This window comes from Bartonella sp. F02 (assembly GCF_026929975.1).
Lineage (GTDB): Bacteria > Pseudomonadota > Alphaproteobacteria > Rhizobiales > Rhizobiaceae > Bartonella.
Genome location: NZ_JANHOK010000001.1, coordinates 283,333 through 301,964 on the forward strand (window position 1 = coordinate 283,333; position 18,632 = coordinate 301,964).

The 18,632-nt window shown below is 36.1% G+C and carries 14 protein-coding genes and 2 pseudogenes; 15 read left to right on the top strand and 1 reads right to left on the bottom strand.

The genetic code is table 11. From position 1 onward, the window contains the following. Nucleotides 1–118 precede the first annotated feature (118 nt). Genes NPY00_RS01185 through NPY00_RS01195 form a run of 3 tightly spaced genes read left to right on the top strand, consistent with a single transcriptional unit; the run spans nucleotide 119 to nucleotide 3,989 of the window. Nucleotides 119–1,240 carry a microcin C ABC transporter permease YejB gene (locus NPY00_RS01185; RefSeq protein WP_269020200.1) on the top strand — a complete coding sequence of 374 codons (1,122 nt, stop codon included), beginning with the start codon at nucleotides 119–121 and terminating at the stop codon, nucleotides 1,238–1,240. After that, on the top strand, nucleotides 1,240–2,379 hold the full coding sequence (locus NPY00_RS01190) for an ABC transporter permease (protein ID WP_269020201.1): 1,140 nt from the start codon (nucleotides 1,240–1,242) through the stop codon (nucleotides 2,377–2,379). Before NPY00_RS01185 ends, NPY00_RS01190 begins: the two co-directional genes overlap by 1 nt. Continuing rightward, the gene (locus NPY00_RS01195; protein ID WP_269020252.1) at nucleotides 2,379–3,989 is read left to right on the top strand and encodes an ABC transporter ATP-binding protein; all 1,611 of its coding nucleotides are present in this window, start codon (nucleotides 2,379–2,381) and stop codon (nucleotides 3,987–3,989) included. The genes NPY00_RS01190 and NPY00_RS01195 overlap by 1 nt, the downstream gene beginning before the upstream one ends. Here NPY00_RS01195 and NPY00_RS01200 read toward each other — a convergent pair. Continuing rightward, nucleotides 3,980–4,683, bottom strand: a pseudogene (locus NPY00_RS01200) (molybdopterin-synthase adenylyltransferase MoeB). The gene NPY00_RS01195 and the pseudogene NPY00_RS01200 overlap by 10 nt on opposite strands. A 126-nt stretch (nucleotides 4,684–4,809) precedes the next feature. Here NPY00_RS01200 and gshB point away from each other — a divergent pair. From gshB to NPY00_RS01260, 12 genes and pseudogenes are all read left to right on the top strand, one after another. After that, complete coding sequence (gene gshB, locus NPY00_RS01205) at nucleotides 4,810–5,766, top strand: glutathione synthase (RefSeq protein ID WP_269020202.1); 957 nt, start codon at nucleotides 4,810–4,812, stop codon at nucleotides 5,764–5,766. Between the two features lie 123 nt (nucleotides 5,767–5,889). After that, nucleotides 5,890–6,936, top strand: a complete 1,047-nt coding sequence (locus tag NPY00_RS01210; protein ID WP_269020203.1) for a PstS family phosphate ABC transporter substrate-binding protein — start codon at nucleotides 5,890–5,892, stop codon at nucleotides 6,934–6,936. Between the two features lie 61 nt (nucleotides 6,937–6,997). After that, nucleotides 6,998–8,458: a phosphate ABC transporter permease subunit PstC gene (pstC, locus tag NPY00_RS01215; protein WP_269020204.1), complete on the top strand. Its 1,461-nt coding sequence runs from the start codon at nucleotides 6,998–7,000 to the stop codon at nucleotides 8,456–8,458. Then, a complete protein-coding gene (gene pstA, locus NPY00_RS01220; RefSeq protein WP_269020205.1) occupies nucleotides 8,451–9,746 on the top strand; it encodes a phosphate ABC transporter permease PstA in 1,296 nt (431 codons plus the stop codon). Before pstC ends, pstA begins: the two co-directional genes overlap by 8 nt. A gap of 43 nt (nucleotides 9,747–9,789) precedes the next feature. Next, nucleotides 9,790–10,548, top strand: coding sequence for a phosphate ABC transporter ATP-binding protein PstB (gene pstB / locus NPY00_RS01225; RefSeq protein WP_269020206.1), 759 nt, complete (start codon nucleotides 9,790–9,792; stop codon nucleotides 10,546–10,548). 21 nt (nucleotides 10,549–10,569) lie between these two features. Further along, nucleotides 10,570–11,292 carry a phosphate signaling complex protein PhoU gene (gene phoU / locus NPY00_RS01230; protein WP_269020207.1) on the top strand — a complete coding sequence of 241 codons (723 nt, stop codon included), beginning with the start codon at nucleotides 10,570–10,572 and terminating at the stop codon, nucleotides 11,290–11,292. Nucleotides 11,293–11,780: 488 nt separating this feature from the next. Beyond that, nucleotides 11,781–12,384: pseudogene (locus NPY00_RS01235) on the top strand (cell wall hydrolase); the annotation flags it as partial. Nucleotides 12,385–13,098: 714 nt separating this feature from the next. Further along, entirely contained in the window at nucleotides 13,099–13,974 is an 876-nt protein-coding gene (mutM, locus tag NPY00_RS01240) for a bifunctional DNA-formamidopyrimidine glycosylase/DNA-(apurinic or apyrimidinic site) lyase (protein WP_269020208.1), read from the top strand. Between the two features lie 73 nt (nucleotides 13,975–14,047). Further along, a complete protein-coding gene (locus NPY00_RS01245; protein ID WP_269020209.1) occupies nucleotides 14,048–15,463 on the top strand; it encodes a dipeptidase in 1,416 nt (471 codons plus the stop codon). Then, the gene (locus tag NPY00_RS01250; RefSeq protein WP_269020210.1) at nucleotides 15,435–16,055 is read left to right on the top strand and encodes a ribonuclease D; all 621 of its coding nucleotides are present in this window, start codon (nucleotides 15,435–15,437) and stop codon (nucleotides 16,053–16,055) included. Before NPY00_RS01245 ends, NPY00_RS01250 begins: the two co-directional genes overlap by 29 nt. A gap of 766 nt (nucleotides 16,056–16,821) precedes the next feature. Next, nucleotides 16,822–17,130: a hypothetical protein gene (locus tag NPY00_RS01255; RefSeq protein ID WP_269020211.1), complete on the top strand. Its 309-nt coding sequence runs from the start codon at nucleotides 16,822–16,824 to the stop codon at nucleotides 17,128–17,130. A 542-nt stretch (nucleotides 17,131–17,672) separates the two neighbouring features. Further along, complete coding sequence (locus NPY00_RS01260) at nucleotides 17,673–18,068, top strand: hypothetical protein (protein WP_269020212.1); 396 nt, start codon at nucleotides 17,673–17,675, stop codon at nucleotides 18,066–18,068. The last annotated feature ends 564 nt before the right edge of the window (nucleotides 18,069–18,632 follow it).

The following is an 18,632-nucleotide window of genomic DNA, read 5'->3' on the forward strand; positions in this document are numbered from 1 at the left end:
ATGCTGACTTTATGAAAAATATAGAGTTGTTTTTTTTGTAATTTTTGTTTCATAGATTTATTGTTATCGATGCATCATTTGGAGCTAAATTTGATGTAATATAAAGTGAGAACCCAAAATGGTAACTTATATTTTGCGGCGTCTTTTACTGATTATACCAACGCTTATTGGTATTTTGACTGTAACTTTTATAATTGTTCAATTTACGCCTGGTGGACCTATTGAAAATATTATTGCTCAATTACAAGGGACAGGGGGAGATTCAATAGGGCGAGTAGCGGGAGGAGGTGATTTGGGGCTTTCTTCTGATGTTGTGGTTGAGGGGACTCAAACAGAATCATCTTTTTCTGGAGTTTCTAAATATCGTGGTGCACAAGGACTCGATCCCGAATTTATTGCCAAACTTGAGCGGCAATTCGGCTTTGATAAGCCTCCTCTGGAGCGCTATTTGGCGATGCTTGGTAATTATTTGCGTTTTGATTTTGGAGATTCTTTTATTCAGGGGCGCTCGGTTATTGAGCTTATTAAGAGTGCTTTACCTGTTTCTCTTTCCCTTGGCTTTTGGCAGTTGCTGATTTCTTATGCTATTTCTATTCCGTTAGGAATTCGCAAAGCGCTTAAGGAAGGTTCTGCTTTTGATGCATGGACAAGTGCGATCATTGTTATTGGTTATGCGATTCCAAATTTTCTTTTTGGTATTTTTTTGCTGGTTTTTTTTGCTGGAGGATCTTTTTTTGATTGGTTTCCGCTAGGGCATTTAACATCCGATAATTTTGATAAGCTATCGTTTGGAGGTAAGATATTAGATTATTTGTATCATTTAGTTTTACCCTTGACGGCGATGATAATTTCTTCTTTTGCAACAATAACTTTATTGACTAAAAATTGTTTTTTAGAAGAAATTCGTCAACAATACGTTGTTACTGCTCGCGCTAAAGGATTAAGTGAGCGCTCAGTTCTTTATGGTCATGTTTTTCGCAATGCCATTTTGATTGTGATTGCAAGTTTTCCAGCAGCTTTTATGGGTTCATTTTTTAGTGGATCTTTATTGATTGAAATGCTCTATTCGTTAAATGGTTTGGGGCTATTAAGTTATACATCGATTGTTAATCGTGACTACCCTGTTGTTTTTGCTTCTCTTTATATTTTTTCACTCATTGGTCTCATTGTTAGCCTTATTTCTGATATTATTTATATGTGTGTTGATCCACGTATTGATTTTGATAAAAAGGATGTGTGATGGACAAAAAAAAGCCTGACAGATTATATGATTTGAAATTTCAGAAACGCTTTTTTCTTTCTCCATTGAATAGACGCCGGTGGCGTAATTTTAAGCAAAATCGCCGTGGATGGTGGTCATTATGGCTTTTCTTATTTTTATGTTTTTGTTCTTTTTCGGCAGAGTTCATTGCCAATGATCGCCCAATTATTGCTGTCTACAAAGGAGAAATATTATTCCCTGTTCTTTTCGATTATCCCGATGAAAAATTTGGTGGGAATTTGGCTAGAGCAGATTTTCGTGATCCTTTTATTCAACAGGAAATCGCGCAGCATGGTTGGGCATTATGGCCGTTAGTTCGCTATTCTTATAATACGGTCGTAGGAAATAAAACATTTGCTTTATCTCCTCCTTTTTGGCTTCAAAGCAAAGAAGAGCGGTGTGTTGGTTATGCACAAGGAAGTGATGATCCAGAATGTACAATCAGTCGATGGAATTGGCTTGGAACAGATGATTTGACACGTGATATTTTTGCACGAGTTTTATATGGTTTTCGAATATCGGTCATTTTTAGCATTTTTCTTACGGCTGTTTCAACAATTATTGGTGTTACAGCAGGTGCGATTCAAGGTTATTTTGGTGGTTGGGTTGATCTTATTTTTCAACGTTTGATTGAAATATGGTCTTCTGTGCCTTCACTTTATATCGTTATTATTATGGCATCGGTTTTGGCACAGGGTTTTTGGGTATTGTTAGGAGTTATGCTTCTTTTTCAATGGGTTACATTAGTTGGTGTGGTGCGTGCGGAATTTCTACGTGCACGTAATTTTACTTATATCACTGCGGCGCGTGCTTTGGGAGTGTCTGATCGTACGATTATGATACGTCATTTATTGCCAAATGCTATGGTTGCTTCTTTGACATATATGCCTTTTTTATTGACATCAGGAATTTCATTGCTGACGTCTCTTGATTATTTGGGTTTTGGTCTTCCTCCTGGGTATGCTTCTTTGGGTGAATTGATGAGGCAAGCAACGTCCAATTTAAATGCTCCTTGGATTGGGCTGACAGGTTTTGTTGTTATTGCTGTTATGCTCTCTTTGTTGGCATTTATTGGTGAAGCTGCAAGAGATGCTTTTGATCCACGAAAGACATTATGATGACACACTTGCTTTCAGTCCGCGATTTTTCGGTTGCATTTTGCCAAGAAGAAGAAAAAAAATATGTTGTTAAAAATATTTCTTTCGATATTGGGAAAAGTGAAATAGTCGCTCTCGTGGGAGAGTCTGGATCAGGAAAATCAGTCACAGCATTATCTATTTTGCAATTACTGCCTTTTGTGAAAACATTTTATCAATCGGGTAAAATTTTCTTTAATAATAAAGATTTAATGACGCAAAAAGAGGAAGATTTGCGGAAAGTGCGTGGCAAGGATATTGCTATGATTTTCCAAGAGCCAATGACTGCTCTTAATCCTTTGCATAATGTAGAGCGCCAGATAGGTGAAGTTTTACAAATGCATGCAAATCTATCTGATAAACCGCTACGTGAGCGTATTATTGATTTACTGATTCAAGTTGGAATTCATGAGCCACAAAAACGTTTGAATTCATTTCCTCACCAATTGTCTGGAGGACAAAGACAGCGGGTAATGATTGCAATGGCGCTTGCGAATAATCCGCAGCTATTGATTGCAGACGAACCAACAACAGCGCTTGATGTAACTGTACAGGCGCAGATTCTTGAATTGTTAGTCCAACTTAAAAAAAGTCATAAGATGTCAATGCTTTTTATTACTCATAATTTGGCTGTTGTGCGTCGTATTGCAGATCGCGTTTATGTGATGAAGGATGGGAAAATTGTTGAAGAGGGAGAAACAAGCGAAATTTTTAAAAATCCGCGACACCCTTATACAAAACAATTATTAGCTGCAGAACCTAAAGATCATCTGCTTGAAACAGATGATAGTTTGCCAGTTTTAATACAAGGACAGAAAATTCGTGTTTGGTTTCCTATTAAAAAAGGTTTATTGCGGCGAACCGTTGATTATGTAAAGGCTGTTCAAGATATTGATATTACAATTCGTTCTGGCCAAACTCTTGGTATTGTAGGTGAATCTGGGTCTGGTAAGACGACATTGGGGTTAGCATTGACGCGGATGCTTTCTTCTAAAGGGCAGCTTTATTTTGAAGGTGTTGATATTAGTCGTTTTTCTTTTAGCCAGATGCGTCCCTTGCGACGTCATATTCAAATTGTTTTCCAAGATCCGTTTGGTTCTCTTTCTCCGCGGATGTCTGTCAGTGAAATTATTTCTGAAGGATTATCAATCCATGAGCCACAACTTTCTTATTCTGAACGTGATGATCGTGTGATTGAAGCATTGTCTGAGGTGGATCTTGACCCTTCTATGCGTTATCGTTATCCACATGAATTTTCTGGAGGGCAAAGACAGCGGATTGCTCTTGCACGTGCAATTATTCTCAAACCACGCTTTATTATGTTTGATGAACCAACTTCTTCTCTTGATATGAGTTCGCAAGCGCAAATTGTTGAGCTTTTACGTCATTTGCAACGCAAATATCATTTAGCTTATTTGTTTATCAGTCATGATTTGAAAATTATTAAAGCACTAGCACATGAAGTGCTTGTTATGCATAATGGAAAAACAGTTGAGTATGGATCTGCGGGTCGTATTTTTTCTTGTCCCCAAAATGCTTATACTAAAACTTTAATAGCTGCTGCATTTGCATTAGAAGCGGGTCATTTGTAAGAAATTATACTAAATTGTGCTGATAATCCATTATAGAGGAGGATTTTCCCTACCAAAGGTTCACCAATATTTGTAATAAGTTTAATCGTTTCCATTGCTTGAAGGGTACCAATAACTCCAGGCAAAGCACCAATAATTCCAACTTCAGCGCATGTCGGAATAACACCGTCATCGGGTGGATGAGGAAATAAGTCACGATAATGAGGGCTGTTATCTTTATAAGGCATGAGTACTGTCAATGAACCATCAAATCGTCCTATGGCACCGATAATTAGAGGTTTTTTCAGAGAGCAGCGTGATCTGCAAGAAGATAGCGCGTCGCAAAATTATCGCTCCCATCAATAATGATATGGTAAGCATTAAGAAGTGTATCAATATTACTTTTATCTAAGCGGAAATTATGTTTGATAACTGTAACATAAGGGTTAATAGCTTTTATAGTGGATTCGGCACAGATGGTTTTATATTGATTAATTGTATTGGTGCTATGAATAACTTGACGTTGTAAATTAGAAAGTGAAACGATGTCGTCATCAACGATTCCAAGTGTTCCAACACCTGCTGCAGCAAGATAGGTTAAAATAGGAGATCCAAGCCCCCCAGCGCCAATGACAAGAACGCGAGCTGCTTTGAGCTTTTGTTGTCCACTTCCACCAATTTCAGGTAAAATAATATGACGGGCATAACGTTCAATTTATTCACTACTTAATTTGTTGTTAGTTTCTTGTATCATAGACTTTCTCTTGTCATAATTATTTTAATATTTAACAAATTTATGACACAACAACTAGTCTGCTTATCAGTGATAAAAGGTTTATTTATGAAAATTGCGCTTCAGATGGATCACATTTCAACAGTTAAAATTCAAGGAGATACGACTTTTGCTCTTGCTTTATCAGCACAAGAACGTGGCCATGTTCTTTTCCATTACACGCCAGATCGTTTATCTATGCGTGATGGTTGTGTTATTGCGCGGATAGAGCCTTTAACGGTTCGTGATCAGGAAGGAGATCATTATCAATTAGGGAAATCTTTTCGCACAGAACTCGCGGATATGGATGTTGTGCTTTTACGTCAAGATCCACCTTTTGATATGAATTATATTACCACCACGCATCTTTTAGAGCGCATTCATCCTAAGACACTTGTTGTGAATGATCCAGTGTGGGTGCGCAATTGTCCGGAAAAGATTTTTGTTACTGAATTTTCTGATTTAATGCCAGAAACATTAATTACAAAAGATATTGAAGAAATAAAAGATTTCAGAGCAAAATTTGGTGATATTATCATTAAACCACTCTATGGGAATGGAGGTGCTGGTGTTTTCTATTTGAAACAGGATGATCGTAACTTGACATCACTTTTAGAGATATTTGCACAAAATTATCGCGAACCTTTTATTGTTCAGCGTTACTTGGATATGGTGCGAAAAGGAGATAAACGAATTATTTTGCTCGATGGTACACCGGTGGGAGCGATTAATCGTATTCCGGCGGAAACAGATGTTCGCTCTAATATGCATGTTGGAGGGCGAGCAGAAAGTATTGGCTTAACAGAGCGTGATTATGAAATCTGCGCGCGCATTGGTCCAGCTTTGAAAGAACGTGGTTTTATTCTTGTAGGGATCGATGTGATTGGAGATTACATAACAGAAATTAATGTGACATCTCCAACAGGATTGCGTGAAATTAAGCGCTTTGATGGTACGGACATTGCTTCACTTTTTTGGGATGTTGTTGAAAAAAAGCGTTTAAATAAAATCTGTTCGGATAGATAGTGGCAGTGTGATTTGTAATAAACTCATTTTTTATTTTTGTTCTGCTGCAGATATGAAGTAAACTTTAGTTTACCATAATGGTACTGATAATAAACTTTGATACGAAATTTAAGGAGCTGATGGATGAGAAAATATTTATCAATCAGAATATGGTTGTTTTTTTCTGCTATATTTTGGGTTGATGGAAGTAGCGCTCGTAATTATATTCAAATTTCTGGTTCATCTACAGTTTTACCTTATGAAAAAATTGTTGCTGATATATTTGGAGAAATGTACCCTCATTTTAAGATTCCAGTTATTGAATCTGGAGGTTCAGGCGCTGGGATTAAGGAGTTTTGTCGCGGGATTGGGGATAAAACGATTGATATAGTTAATGCATCACGACCAATAAAATCAAGTGAATTGCAATCTTGTTTTTCTGCCGGTGTAACAGATGTTGAGGAAATGCTTATCGGGTATGATAGTATTGTATTTGCTACGAATATTGATGAGCCTGATTGGAATCTCCAGTTAGGTGATATTTATAAGGCGCTTGCTGCTCAAGTTGTTGTTAATGGAAAGTTGCAGTCCAATACAGTTTCTAAATGGAGTGAGGTTAACTCTACTTTTCCTGATTGGGTAATAACAGCATATATTCCTGGTGAAAAACATGGTACACGTGAAGTTTTTGAAGAACAATTGCTTGCTGCGGGTTGTAAAGCTAGCGGAGCTGTTGAAGAGATGAAAGCTTTAGGGATGAGTGATAAGGCAATTCACACGGCTTGTGTTTCTGTGCGCAAGGATGGTAAAGTTATTGATATTGATGGTGATTATTCTGAAACATTTGCCCGTTTGATTTCTAATAAAATAGGAATTGCTGTTTTTGGTTTATCTTTTTATGAAAATAATGCTGATAAGCTTAAGGCGGTTCATATTAATGGTGTTGAACCAAGTATCGCAACAATCTCTAGTGGTGAATATCCTATTTCACGTCCGCTTTTCTTTTATGTTAAGAAAGTTCATTTAGAGGTTATTCCAGGTTTGAAAGAATATATTAATTTATTTCTTTCTGATCAGGTGATAGGTTTAGAGGGTCCGTTAGCTGAATATGGTTTGATTCCGGCTTCTGAAAAAGAACGGAAAGTACAGCGTGCTATGTTTTCTTCCGGCGCAGTCATGACTTTGAAATAATTTTCTGAATAGCGAATGCAGAATTGGTCTGTATTACTTTGTTAAAATTGAAAAAATACATATGCATTTTTCTCTTATTATTTTTTTATTGTTAATTTTTAGTTTTATTGGCTTTTGTCTTTCTTATACGCGCGCTCTTTTTTTTGAACGTGCAGGATATAAGATGCATTCGCGAGTGCATTATTATGGCTGGTGGACATTCTTGATGACTGTTATTCCAGCTTTTATTTTTTTACTTTTTTGGGAAAGTGGGAGTGCAATTTACTTAGAATATAATGCTTCACAAGAAGTTGACGAATATATGCTGGGGGTTACAGAATCTATTAATCATGATTTTATTTTAGAAATTATTCGTAGGCTTGTTGAATCTATGCATCATTTTGAAGGGAGTTTGACTGCTGTTTCTTATAAGGATATGCAAACACAATTATTAGCTAAAGGATTTATTTTGCCTATAGATGTGCCAGATAAGGTATTCAGAATAGCATTATCATGGTATGATTCTTCAGAGAAATTAAAATTTATTGGTTCTATTTTATTTTTTTTAGTTGCATGTTGTGGCTTTATATTTGGAATTATACGCAGTGTTCCAGATCAACGTGCACGCAATAAAGTTGAACGTATGATTGTTTTTGGATTATTTAGTGCCTCTACAATTGCGATTTTGACAACTGTTGGCATTGCAATTTCACTGTTATTTCAAACAATGAGTTTTTTTCAATCTGTCTCGTTTTCAGATTTCTTTTTGGGAACGGTGTGGGATCCTCGCTTTTCAGCGAATGATGTGGGCGATGGTGTGGGACAATTTGGTTTAATTCCACTTTTAGCTGGAACGTTTTATATTGCATTTGTGGCAATGCTTTTTGCTGTGCCTATAGGATTATTTTCTGCAGTTTATATGGCTGAGTATGCTTCTGCTCGATTACGGTCGATTGTGAAACCATTATTGGAGGTCCTCGCTGGGATTCCAACGATTGTTTATGGTTTTTTTGCTTTGAAAATTGTGGGGCCTTTTTTGCATGACCTTTCTATTTCTCTTTCTGGCGGTGTGGGTTTTATTATGGCCCAAAGCGTTTTAACAGCGGGTTTGGTGATGGGAATTATGTTGATTCCTTTTGTGTCATCTTTATCGGATGATATTATTATTGCTGTTCCACGTTTTTTGCGTGAAGGGTCTTATGCTTTAGGTGCTACTCAGTCTGAGACAATTAAAAAGGTGATTATACCAGCAGCACTTCCTGGTATTGTAGGAGCGTTTTTGTTGACAGCATCACGTGCAATTGGAGAAACAATGATCGTGGTTTTAGCAGCAGGTGTTGCAGCACATTTAACTTTTAATCCTTTTGAGGCAATGACAACTATGACAGTTAAAATTGTTAATCAATTGACAGGTGATTTTGAGTTTCATTCGCCACAAACTCTTGTTGCATTTGCCTTAGGGATGACACTTTTTATTTTAACGTTTTTGATGAATGTTTTTGCGCTTTATATAGTCCGTAAATATCGAGAACAATATGAATAAAAAATCATCTCTTTTGAATTCTCATAATATTAGACTGAAACGTCGCTATTGGGCAGAACGTCGTTTTCGTCTTTATGGTTTGGGAGCAATTCTTATTGGTTTGTTTTTTTTGACTGTTCTTTTATGCTCTGTTATCAGTCAGGGGTATACAGTTTTTTTTCAAAGTGAAATGACATTGTCAGTTTATTTGGATGAACAAATAATTGACCCAAGAAATCAACGTGCAATTGATCCAGAAGTATTAATCACTGCCAATTATCCACTTCTTGTCCGTAATGCTTTGGCTGCAAAGCTTGGAGTAGATCAGAATGATCGAGCATCGATGAGAGATGTTAATCGCATGTTTTCAAAAAGTGTCCGTGTGCAATTGCGTGATATGGTAATCAAGAATCCAAATCTTATTGGTACAATACAAAAAGTAAAAATTTTAGCAGGAGCAGATATTGATGCAGCTTATAAAGGGCATATCAATCTGCATGTTGCAGAAAAAAAACGCAAAGTTTCTGATCAACAGATCGTATGGATGAATCGTTTAATTGATGATGGTACACTTTATAAAACAATAAATTTTGGTTTTTTTACATTTGGCGCATCAAGTCGTCCTGAAACTTCGGGATTAGGTGTTGCGATAATCGGTTCTTTGTACATGATGGTTATTGTTTTGGTGATTTCTCTGCCGATTGGTATGGCAACAGCTATTTACCTTGAAGAATATGCCCGTAAAAATAAGTTTACAGATTTTATAGAAGTGAACATCAATAATCTTTCTGCTGTTCCTTCAATTGTTTTTGGTCTTTTAGGGCTTTCAGTTTTTATTAATTATTTGGGATTGCCGCGTTCAGCATCTTTTGTGGGTGGGCTTGTTTTGACACTCATGACGTTACCAACAATTATCATTGCGACACGTTCTGCCTTACGAGCTGTTCCATTGTCTATTCGAGCAGCAGCTTTAGGGTTAGGAGCTTCAAAAACACAAATGATTTTTCATCACGTTGTTCCTTTAGCAGCACCTGGTATCTTAACAGGAACGATTATTGGTTTAGCTCAAGCATTGGGTGAAACAGCACCGCTCCTTCTAATAGGAATGGTTGCATTTGTTGCAAATATTCCTACAACACCAATGGATCCAGCAACCGCTTTGCCTGTTCAAATTTTTATGTGGGCAGGTGAAGCAGAACGTGCTTTTGTAGAGAAAACATCGGGCGCTATTATTGTCTTAATGGTTTTTCTTGCTGTTATGAATATTTCAGCTGTTTTTTTACGTCGACGATTTGAACGACGCTGGTAGTTTCGGTAAAATGTACTGACTAAGCAGTAAGGTGAATATGATAATGAAGATTAAAATGCGTGGGCAAGATGTTAAAGTTTTTTATGGAAACAAAGAAGCACTTCATGGTATTACGCTTGATATTGCTGAACATAAAGTCACAGCATTGATTGGTCCTTCGGGTTGTGGGAAGTCAACTTTTTTACGCTGCTTTAATCGTATGAATGACACAATTGAAGGAGCTAAAGTAACAGGTTTTATCACTTTAGATGAGGAAAATATTTATGATCCGCGTGTTGATGTTGTAGAGTTGCGCGCGCGTGTTGGTATGGTTTTCCAAAAACCAAATCCCTTTCCGAAATCTATTTTTGAGAATGTTGCATATGGGCCACGTATTCACGGTTTGGCTAAGTCGCGTGCAGAATTGCACGATATGGTGGAAAGAAGTTTACAGCAGGCAGGGTTATTTGAAGAAGTAAAGGATCGTCTTCACGAATCTGGAACAAGTTTATCAGGAGGGCAGCAACAACGTTTGTGTATTGCACGTGCAATTGCGGTTAGCCCTGAAGTTATTTTGATGGATGAGCCTTGTTCAGCTCTTGATCCGATTGCGACAGCACGTATTGAAGAACTTATTGATGCGTTACGACAAGATTATACAATTGTTATTGTTACGCACTCAATGCAACAAGCTGCACGTGTTTCTCAGTATACAGCTATGTTTCATTTGGGGCATTTGGTAGAAGTTGGTGAAACTGAAATGATGTTTACTTCACCACAAGAACAGCGGACACAAGATTATATTACAGGGCGTTTTGGATAAATAAATCTGGGAGGATAGGAGATGTCTATGAACCATACGGTTCGTTCTTATGATGCAGAACTAAAATATTTGGCAGCAAAGATTACAGAGATGGGTCGTTACGCGGAGAAAATGATAGAGCGCTCTGTAGCTTCGATTGTTTCTGATAATCTTGAGCTTGCTGCTACGGTTATTGCGGATGATTTGTTTTTAGATGAAGCAGAACGCGATATTAATGAAAAAGCGATTACCATTATTTGTAAACGTCAACCAATGGCTGTTGACCTTCGTGAAATTGTTGGTTCTATTCGGATTTCTTCTGATCTTGAACGAATTGGTGATATGGCAAAGAACATTGCTAAACGAGCTGTTGCTATTTCAGAAGCACATCAACCTGCAACTTTTTATCGTGGACTTGAAAGAATCACGGTTTTAGCGCTCAATCAGTTAAAGGAAGTTCTTGATGCTTATGCTAATCGTTCGCTTGATCGTATTGATGCAGTGCGCGATCGTGATGACGAAATAGATGCTTTGTATACTTCTCTTTTTCGTGAGCTTTTGACGTATATGATGGAAGATATGCGTAATATTACAGTGTGTACACATTTACTTTTTTGCGCGAAAAATATCGAACGGGTTGGTGACCATATTACCAATATCGCTGAAACGCTGCATTATATTATAACGGGTCACCATATGTCCTCTGAGCGTCCTCGTGATGATCTTACATATGAAGTTGGAGTGCATGAAAAGAAAATAAATTAAAATTCGAGTTGATGGTATATAAAATGTTACATTCTTGCAAATGAAGAATTTATCCGTGTATTTTTGCCATATAATTTGGAGCAAATTATAGGATATTTGTTATAAAAAGATCTTATAAGTATCTTAATTGGTGATTGAGAACATCTTTCATTTAATTTGGTAGAGTTTTCTGCTTTTTCAGGGTTTTATATGCGCGTATATATGGCAGTTTATGATGTTTCCATTGTGCTCTTTGAGAGTTGATTATAGCAATAAATATTGATTTCTAGCACTGATATTTCAAAAGTCATAATGATAAGAGAAATTAATTTTTATCTGGGTTTTTATTAAGACTTTTTTATTGTTTTTTCTGCATAAATATCCTTTGATTATTATAAGTATTAAAAATTTATAAAGTGATAATGGTGAGTTCTGTTTTTTTATGGAAGTGTCTTAGGAGTTTATTTTAATTTTTAATACTTTAAGAACATAGGAACGTATTGCATAAAATGAAAAAAAATAAGTGGATAGTTTTTGTTAATTTTTGCGTCATTCCGTTGGTTATTATGGGCTGCGCTTCAAATCATTTAAATTCTCAAAAGACGAATAATAAGCAAAAAGCAAAAACGGTAACTTATCCATTAACAGAGCGCCAATGTCTTATGCGCGCAATGTATTTTGAATCAAATCGTTCAAGTCGTGAAGGAATGATTGCGGTAGGTACAGTTGTTATGAATCGTGTTAACTCAAGTGCTTATCCAAAGACGATTTGTGGTGTTGTTGGTCAGCGTAATCAATTCGCTCCTGGTGTTTTAACACGTCCTATGACTGAGCGCGCATCTGTTGCTCGTGTTAAAGAAGCTGCTGATGCTGTTTTACGTGGAGCACGAGATAAGAAAAGTAAAAACGCTATGTTTTTTCACACAGCAGGTTTATCTTTTCCTTATAGGAATATGCATTATGTTCGTATTGCAGGAGGCAATGCTTTTTATGAAAAGCGTTCACGTGATGGATCTCTCCAAGTTCCTGTAAATGACCGTCCTTATGATGTTGCGTATGCTTTTGCTCAAGAACGTGCTGGTCATGCGCCAGATTTTGCAGATTTATCTTTAGGATCTAGCGTAACAACATCAGAGGAAATACATAAAGAACCATTGGTACAAGTCGCGCAGATACGTGAGACAAATGCTATTATGAATTTTGCAAAACTTGATAAGATTCCTATTCCAACGCGTGCACCTAGTCGTATAGATGTGACACAAGAATCTGAATTTATTGTTGCTTCTGTTCAAAGAAATTCTGCATCAAATTTCATGAATTCAGATTTAAAGGGAAGAAAAACAAAAGAGGCAAAAGCACAAAATGCATCACTTTCGATAAGAGAAGAGCGTATGAAAACAGTCAATACGGCATCCTATGTTGTTGCACAAATTGACAGAATTCCTGTTCCAACGCGTGCGCCACGTCGGATAAATATGGCACAAAACACTCGATCTGTTGAGGTGTATGACAAACCTTCACCAAAAAAGCTTAATGCCATTGTTGCAATGTTAGAAGAGCGATATAAAAATCGGTAATTTTTTGCTATAGAAGGTATTAGTTACGTATTTTATCTTAGAAGATAAGTTTATCTAAAATGTTTTATGCTGTGTAAAGCTGTATAATTTTAGCTAAATGTGTGATTCGATTGACTGGGCAATTGAGACAGGTGAAAAGGCGAGTATAAATGTATTGAGTTCATTGAAACAAGAGTTTTTGTTGAGTGTGTTTAATAAGCAATTTTTAAATGGCATTTTATTGAGTAATGCATAATGATTAGAAAATTGAATGCCTGAACTTCCTGAAGTAGAAACTGTTCGTCGTGGACTGAAGCCAGTATTAACGGGTGCAAAGATCGTATCTGTGACACTTAATCGTAAGGATTTGCGGTTTCCTTTTCCTCATGCTTTTTCTGAACGACTTATAGGGCGGACGATCATGGAGATTGGTCGGCGTGCAAAATATTTATTATTTTATCTTTCGCAGAATGAAACACTTTTGAGTCATTTGGGAATGTCTGGATCGTGGCGCGTCGAGAATAATCTTTTACGAGAAAAACATTTTTCTACGAAAAAATTGGTTGCTCACGATCATTTTTTAATGGATGTTCAAGCGCAGAACGGTAAAGTTTATCGCCTTATTTATAATGATGTTCGCCGTTTTGGTTTTATGCTTTTAGCTGATACGATGAAGCTTGATGAGCATATATTATTAAGAAAATTAGGACTAGAGCCTACAGATAATAGGCTTTCTGGGGCTTATTTACAAAAGGCTTTTGTGAATAAAAAAACATCTCTTAAAACAGCTTTATTAAACCAATCTATTGTCGCGGGACTTGGGAATATTTATGTTTGTGAAGTCCTTTGGCGTAGTCATTTATCTCCGGAACGGAGTGCTTTTACCTTGGCTTTTAAAAATATACATGCATGCGAACTTGCTCATTGTTTAGCAAAAAATATACGGGAAGTAATTACGGAAGCCATTAGCGCGGGAGGATCTTCTTTACGAGATTATGTACATACGGATGGCTCTCTTGGTTATTTTCAACATTATTTTTCTGTTTATGGACGAGAAGGCAAGAAATGTTTGCAGTGTGGTGTTCCTATTGTGCGTATTTTGCAGTCTGGACGTTCAAGCTTTTACTGTCCACAGTGCCAAAAATGAATAAGGTATCTTGCAAAATTTTATAAGGAGCTTAAAGTCATGTTTGCTATGGTATTAAAATTGAGAGGTTTATATGCTGGATAAAGTGCTTACTCATATTGATGAGAATGTAGAAGAAAGTCTTGATCGTCTTTTTTCTTTTTTACGTTTTCAATCAATTTCTACAGATCCAGCTTATAAGGATGCATGCCGTCAAACAGCTGATTGGCTGGTAGAGGATTTAAAAAGTATTGGCTTTGATGCTTCACGTCGTGATACGCTCGGTCATCCAATGGTTGTTGGACATCATCCAGGTCCTTCAGATGATTGTTTGCATGTTCTCTTTTATGGGCATTATGATGTTCAACCCGTCGATCCACTACATTTATGGGAAAATGAACCGTTTGATCCTTCTTTAAAAGAGAAAGATGGTGAAACTGTTATTTGTGCTCGTGGGGCTTCAGATGATAAAGGTCAGCTCATGACTTTTATTGAAGCATGTCGGGCATTTAAGAAAGAAACAGGGGGTCTTCCAGTTAGAGTTACTATTTTATGTGAAGGAGAAGAAGAAAGTGGCTCTTCTTCACTGGTTCCTTTTTTGCAAGAAAATATTGATGAACTTAAAGCGGATTGTGCATTGATTTGTGATACAGCTATGTGGGATGCGAATACACCGTCGATCGCTGTTGGTCTCCGAGGGATGTTGGGGGAAGAAATAACGATTAAAGCTGCGCATTGTGATTTGCATTCTGGTCTTTTTGGAGGAGCAGCAGCTAATCCGATTCATATTTTAACCGAAGTTTTATCGGGTCTTCATGATAAAGATGGGCGGGTAACTCTTCACGGATTTTATGATGGTGTGGAAGAAACACCACCGCAGATTTTGCAATCATGGAATGAACTTAATTGTAATGCTGAGACATTTCTTAATCCTGTTGGTCTTTCTATTTCTGCAGGTGAAAAAGGACGGAGTATTTTAGAACAAATATGGGCTCGTCCTACAGCAGAAATTAATGGGATTAGTGGTGGTTATCAAGGTGAAGGATTCAAGACAGTTATTGCTTCTCAGGCAAGTGCAAAGGTTTCTTTTCGTCTCGTGCATCAACAAAATCCAGAAAAGATACGACAATCTTTTCGCGATTATGTGCGTAGTTTTATTCCTGCTGATTGTTCAGTTGAATTTAAAGAACATGGTGCTTCTCCAGCTATTCAAACTCCTTATGATTCGCCTTTTGTTGAAGCTGCAAAGGATGCTTTATCAGAGGAATGGAATACTTCTGCTTTATTGATTGCAATGGGTGGTTCTATTCCTGTTGTTGGCGATTTTCAGTCAATTCTTGGTATGGAAACTGTTTTAGTTGGATTTGCATTAGCTGATGATCGTATTCATTCGCCTAATGAAAAATATAATCTAAAATCATTTCATAAAGGGCAGCGGTCTTGGGCGCGCATCCTCACAACCTTAGCAAATAGGAGGCTAGATGGCAGAAATTCGTGTTCACCAAGGTGATTTACCGAATTTGGATAATTATTGCGTTGATGCTATTGCAGTTGATACTGAAACGTTAGGGTTGCAACCTTATCGTGATCGTTTATGTGTTGTGCAGCTTTCTTCTGGAGATGGAACTGCTGACGTTATACAGATTGCTAAAGGTCAAAATAGCGCTCCTAATTTGGTTAAATTGCTTGCAGATAAAGCAATTACTAAAATCTTCCATTTTGGGCGTTTTGACCTTGCTGTTTTAGCGCATACTTTTGGTGTTATGCCAGATGTTGTTTTTTGTACGAAAATTGCATCGAAATTGACGCGTACATATACAGATCGTCACGGATTAAAAGAAATTTGTAGTGAATTGCTCAATATTAATATTTCTAAGCAGCAACAATCGTCAGATTGGGCAGCAGATATTTTATCCCGTGCACAAATTGAATATGCTGCATCTGATGTTTTATATTTGCATCGTTTAAAAAGTGTATTTGAAGAACGTTTGAAGCGTGAAGAACGAGAAAATGTTGCAAAGGCATGTTTTCAATTTTTACCTATGAGAGCAAGACTTGATCTTTTAGGATGGCCAGAAGTTGATATTTTTGCACATAGTTGAGTTAGAAAATGTGTTGTTAATTGGCAATAGGAGAAATTGTTGACAGCATAGAATGAATTTTTTGGTGTCATCAATTTTTCTGTTTTCTCGATTTTTAATTGACAACAACGACTTTTAAAGCGCGATATCTGTGTGATAAGCGCTTTTATTAGTGTATTGGATAATGACAATCGATTTACATATTTTAAATCCCAAAAACAAAATTATAAAACAAGTTTTATAATTTGATCTCTAACAGCACTGTAGATAATGGACGGCTTCATTGAAAATTAAGTGTGTTGTCGTCTTAGTGAAATTGTGTTTGTCGATATGGTTATGAGATAATTTACCTTTAATAGAGTGAATAGATAAGCATTTATGTATAGTTTTGTTTTTCTCTTATTTTAAAGATTATGTCGTACTTTCTGTGCATGTTATCAGTCATATGCTGTTTTAAGGGAGTATTATTTAGTTAGGGTTGATAATTTGATGGTAGCGTGAAGATTTTTCTGTTTAGTAATATTTTTTATAAGTTATGCAGATATTTGTACGGTCTACAGATTATTTCCCTTTTGAAAGATATATATTCTAAAACTCGTAATGATATACTTTATAAAGTTTGATGCATTGTAAGCTTAACTCGTAAAATCCCTGTTATCTGTTATTGATGCCATTTTTATTTTGGCAATAATTGTATGATTTTATCATAGATGTGGACTTGAAAGAGGACCGAAGTGCAATATATCCCATAAAACACGTTTTGGATATAACAATGGAGGTTAAGTCTATGAATATAAAAAATATCTTTACAGTTTATGTTGTTACTCTTCTTTCAGTTTCTGCAGCTCAAGGTGCTGCTTTTGTACCGATTAAAGAAGTTACACAAAATGTGTCTTCTGTAGATTCTCGTTTGAATAGGCGCGATGAAGGTCATGTTTGTCAAAAAGAGTTTTCTTGTCCTGATAAAAGTGCAAGTGTCAATTCTCCAAAGATAGAGACAGTAGCTTTCCCTGGGAGAAAAAGACCAACTTTATGGGGTGGTGGTGGAAGTAGATCTTCAAGGCCAAGATTATCACGAGGTCCAATGAGTTTTTAAATAATCAAATAATTTCAAAGTCATCATGTTAATTTAACAGTGTGTCAAATAAATGATGAACGTGTTTCGGATCATCTCGCATTGTAAAAGAAAAAGCCAATTTTTTAATATATTTAAGTTGTTTTTCTGATTCAATAAATACATTTTGAATTTTAAGTTGTGGATACCCAGATTTGAATGAAAATGTGGGTATTCAGGATTTTATTCTAAAGTTAGAAACAAAACACTATTTTATAAATGAGGGCATAAAATTGACAGTATAATGCCCCAAATAAATTCTGTACTGGTATTTTTTTCATAAAATTGATGCGTTCAAAGATAAGGTTGTTAAGAAGATCCATTTTTCGTGGGTCTTTTTTTGTGACTATTATGTGACGATGAATATTTGCTGAGAACCATGGGTTCCAAAGATAAATACATTTTGTGTATATAAAGACAGATTTTTTTGGTAGTAATGATATAATTTTACCATTAATGCTTGCAAATAAAGGGGAAGTGGCCTATAAGTATAAAATACATTTTGGATATTTGGAGATAAATTTATGTGTACAAAAACTTTTTTTGTAATTTCTATGTTCACTTTTCTTTCAGTTTCTGCAGCTCAAGGGGCAGGTGTTGTGGTCATTAAAGAAATGGAAGAAGGTGTTATAACTGAAAATTCTCCCTTAAGTTTTGCTATAGATGCTCTTTTTAATAGAAAAGGAGAGGATGATGTTTGCTTAGGGAAGCTTTTTTGTATTGATCAAAATGCAGACAGAGAGTCTCACGAAATACAGCCTGTTTCTTGGTTTATGAATTTTTACAACCCGATAGATTTGTTTTCATCCTCGTCTTGGTCGTGGCTCTGGTCTTGGTGGTGGAAAGATGCGAAGCCTACTGTATGGGGTCGTGGACAAGAGGGAAGGCCTCGTCTTTTTCGAGGTCCTCTGAGTTTTTAATGATACGAGAGTGTCAGAATAATTATTTAATTTTTTTCATTAAAGTTTAAGTGTTGCGATGCGTTCTTGATAATTTAGCAAATTGAAAAGGAAGATGGTCTTTAATGAGTGTGTGAGAGCGATTGCTTTGATTATATATGAGAGCAGTTTTATTGTTTGCATAAATATGGATACTCAAATTGTGATAAGGGTATCCATATTTTTATATAAAAGTTAACAAAAGTGTGGATTAGAAATGCATTAATATTATTACATTTCATAACAATCAGATCTATGAATTGTTGGTCGATTGAAACGAGCAATTAGAAAGTTTTCTTTCAAGAAAATAGCTAATTTGTCGGTCAGATAAATGTCACTTTTAGTGCCATATTTTTACAATAAATCCAATATACTTTATTTTAATTAAAAAGCTTTCGTATTAAAATCAGATGAGGGATGTTTTAAAATTCTGTTGACATGAAGCGTTAAATAACAGTTTTTGTTATTTTTAAGTTTCTTCTTATATAGTTATATAGCTTTTTCCAATTTAGACTAATCAATGTTTTGAGTCAGTTAAATAAATAA

Coding starts and splice junctions, on each gene's coding strand:
- pstA (WP_269020205.1), top strand. CDS start 8,451: ATGAATAAAAAATCATCTCTTTTGAATTCTCATAATATTAGACTGAAA.
- NPY00_RS01260 (WP_269020212.1), top strand. CDS start 17,673: ATGTGTACAAAAACTTTTTTTGTAATTTCTATGTTCACTTTTCTTTCA.
- NPY00_RS01210 (WP_269020203.1), top strand. CDS start 5,890: ATGAGAAAATATTTATCAATCAGAATATGGTTGTTTTTTTCTGCTATA.
- NPY00_RS01255 (WP_269020211.1), top strand. CDS start 16,822: ATGAATATAAAAAATATCTTTACAGTTTATGTTGTTACTCTTCTTTCA.
- pstC (WP_269020204.1), top strand. CDS start 6,998: ATGCATTTTTCTCTTATTATTTTTTTATTGTTAATTTTTAGTTTTATT.
- phoU (WP_269020207.1), top strand. CDS start 10,570: ATGTCTATGAACCATACGGTTCGTTCTTATGATGCAGAACTAAAATAT.
- NPY00_RS01185 (WP_269020200.1), top strand. CDS start 119: ATGGTAACTTATATTTTGCGGCGTCTTTTACTGATTATACCAACGCTT.
- gshB (WP_269020202.1), top strand. CDS start 4,810: ATGAAAATTGCGCTTCAGATGGATCACATTTCAACAGTTAAAATTCAA.
- pstB (WP_269020206.1), top strand. CDS start 9,790: ATGAAGATTAAAATGCGTGGGCAAGATGTTAAAGTTTTTTATGGAAAC.
- NPY00_RS01250 (WP_269020210.1), top strand. CDS start 15,435: ATGGCAGAAATTCGTGTTCACCAAGGTGATTTACCGAATTTGGATAAT.
- NPY00_RS01190 (WP_269020201.1), top strand. CDS start 1,240: ATGGACAAAAAAAAGCCTGACAGATTATATGATTTGAAATTTCAGAAA.
- NPY00_RS01195 (WP_269020252.1), top strand. CDS start 2,379: ATGACACACTTGCTTTCAGTCCGCGATTTTTCGGTTGCATTTTGCCAA.
- NPY00_RS01245 (WP_269020209.1), top strand. CDS start 14,048: ATGCTGGATAAAGTGCTTACTCATATTGATGAGAATGTAGAAGAAAGT.
- mutM (WP_269020208.1), top strand. CDS start 13,099: ATGCCTGAACTTCCTGAAGTAGAAACTGTTCGTCGTGGACTGAAGCCA.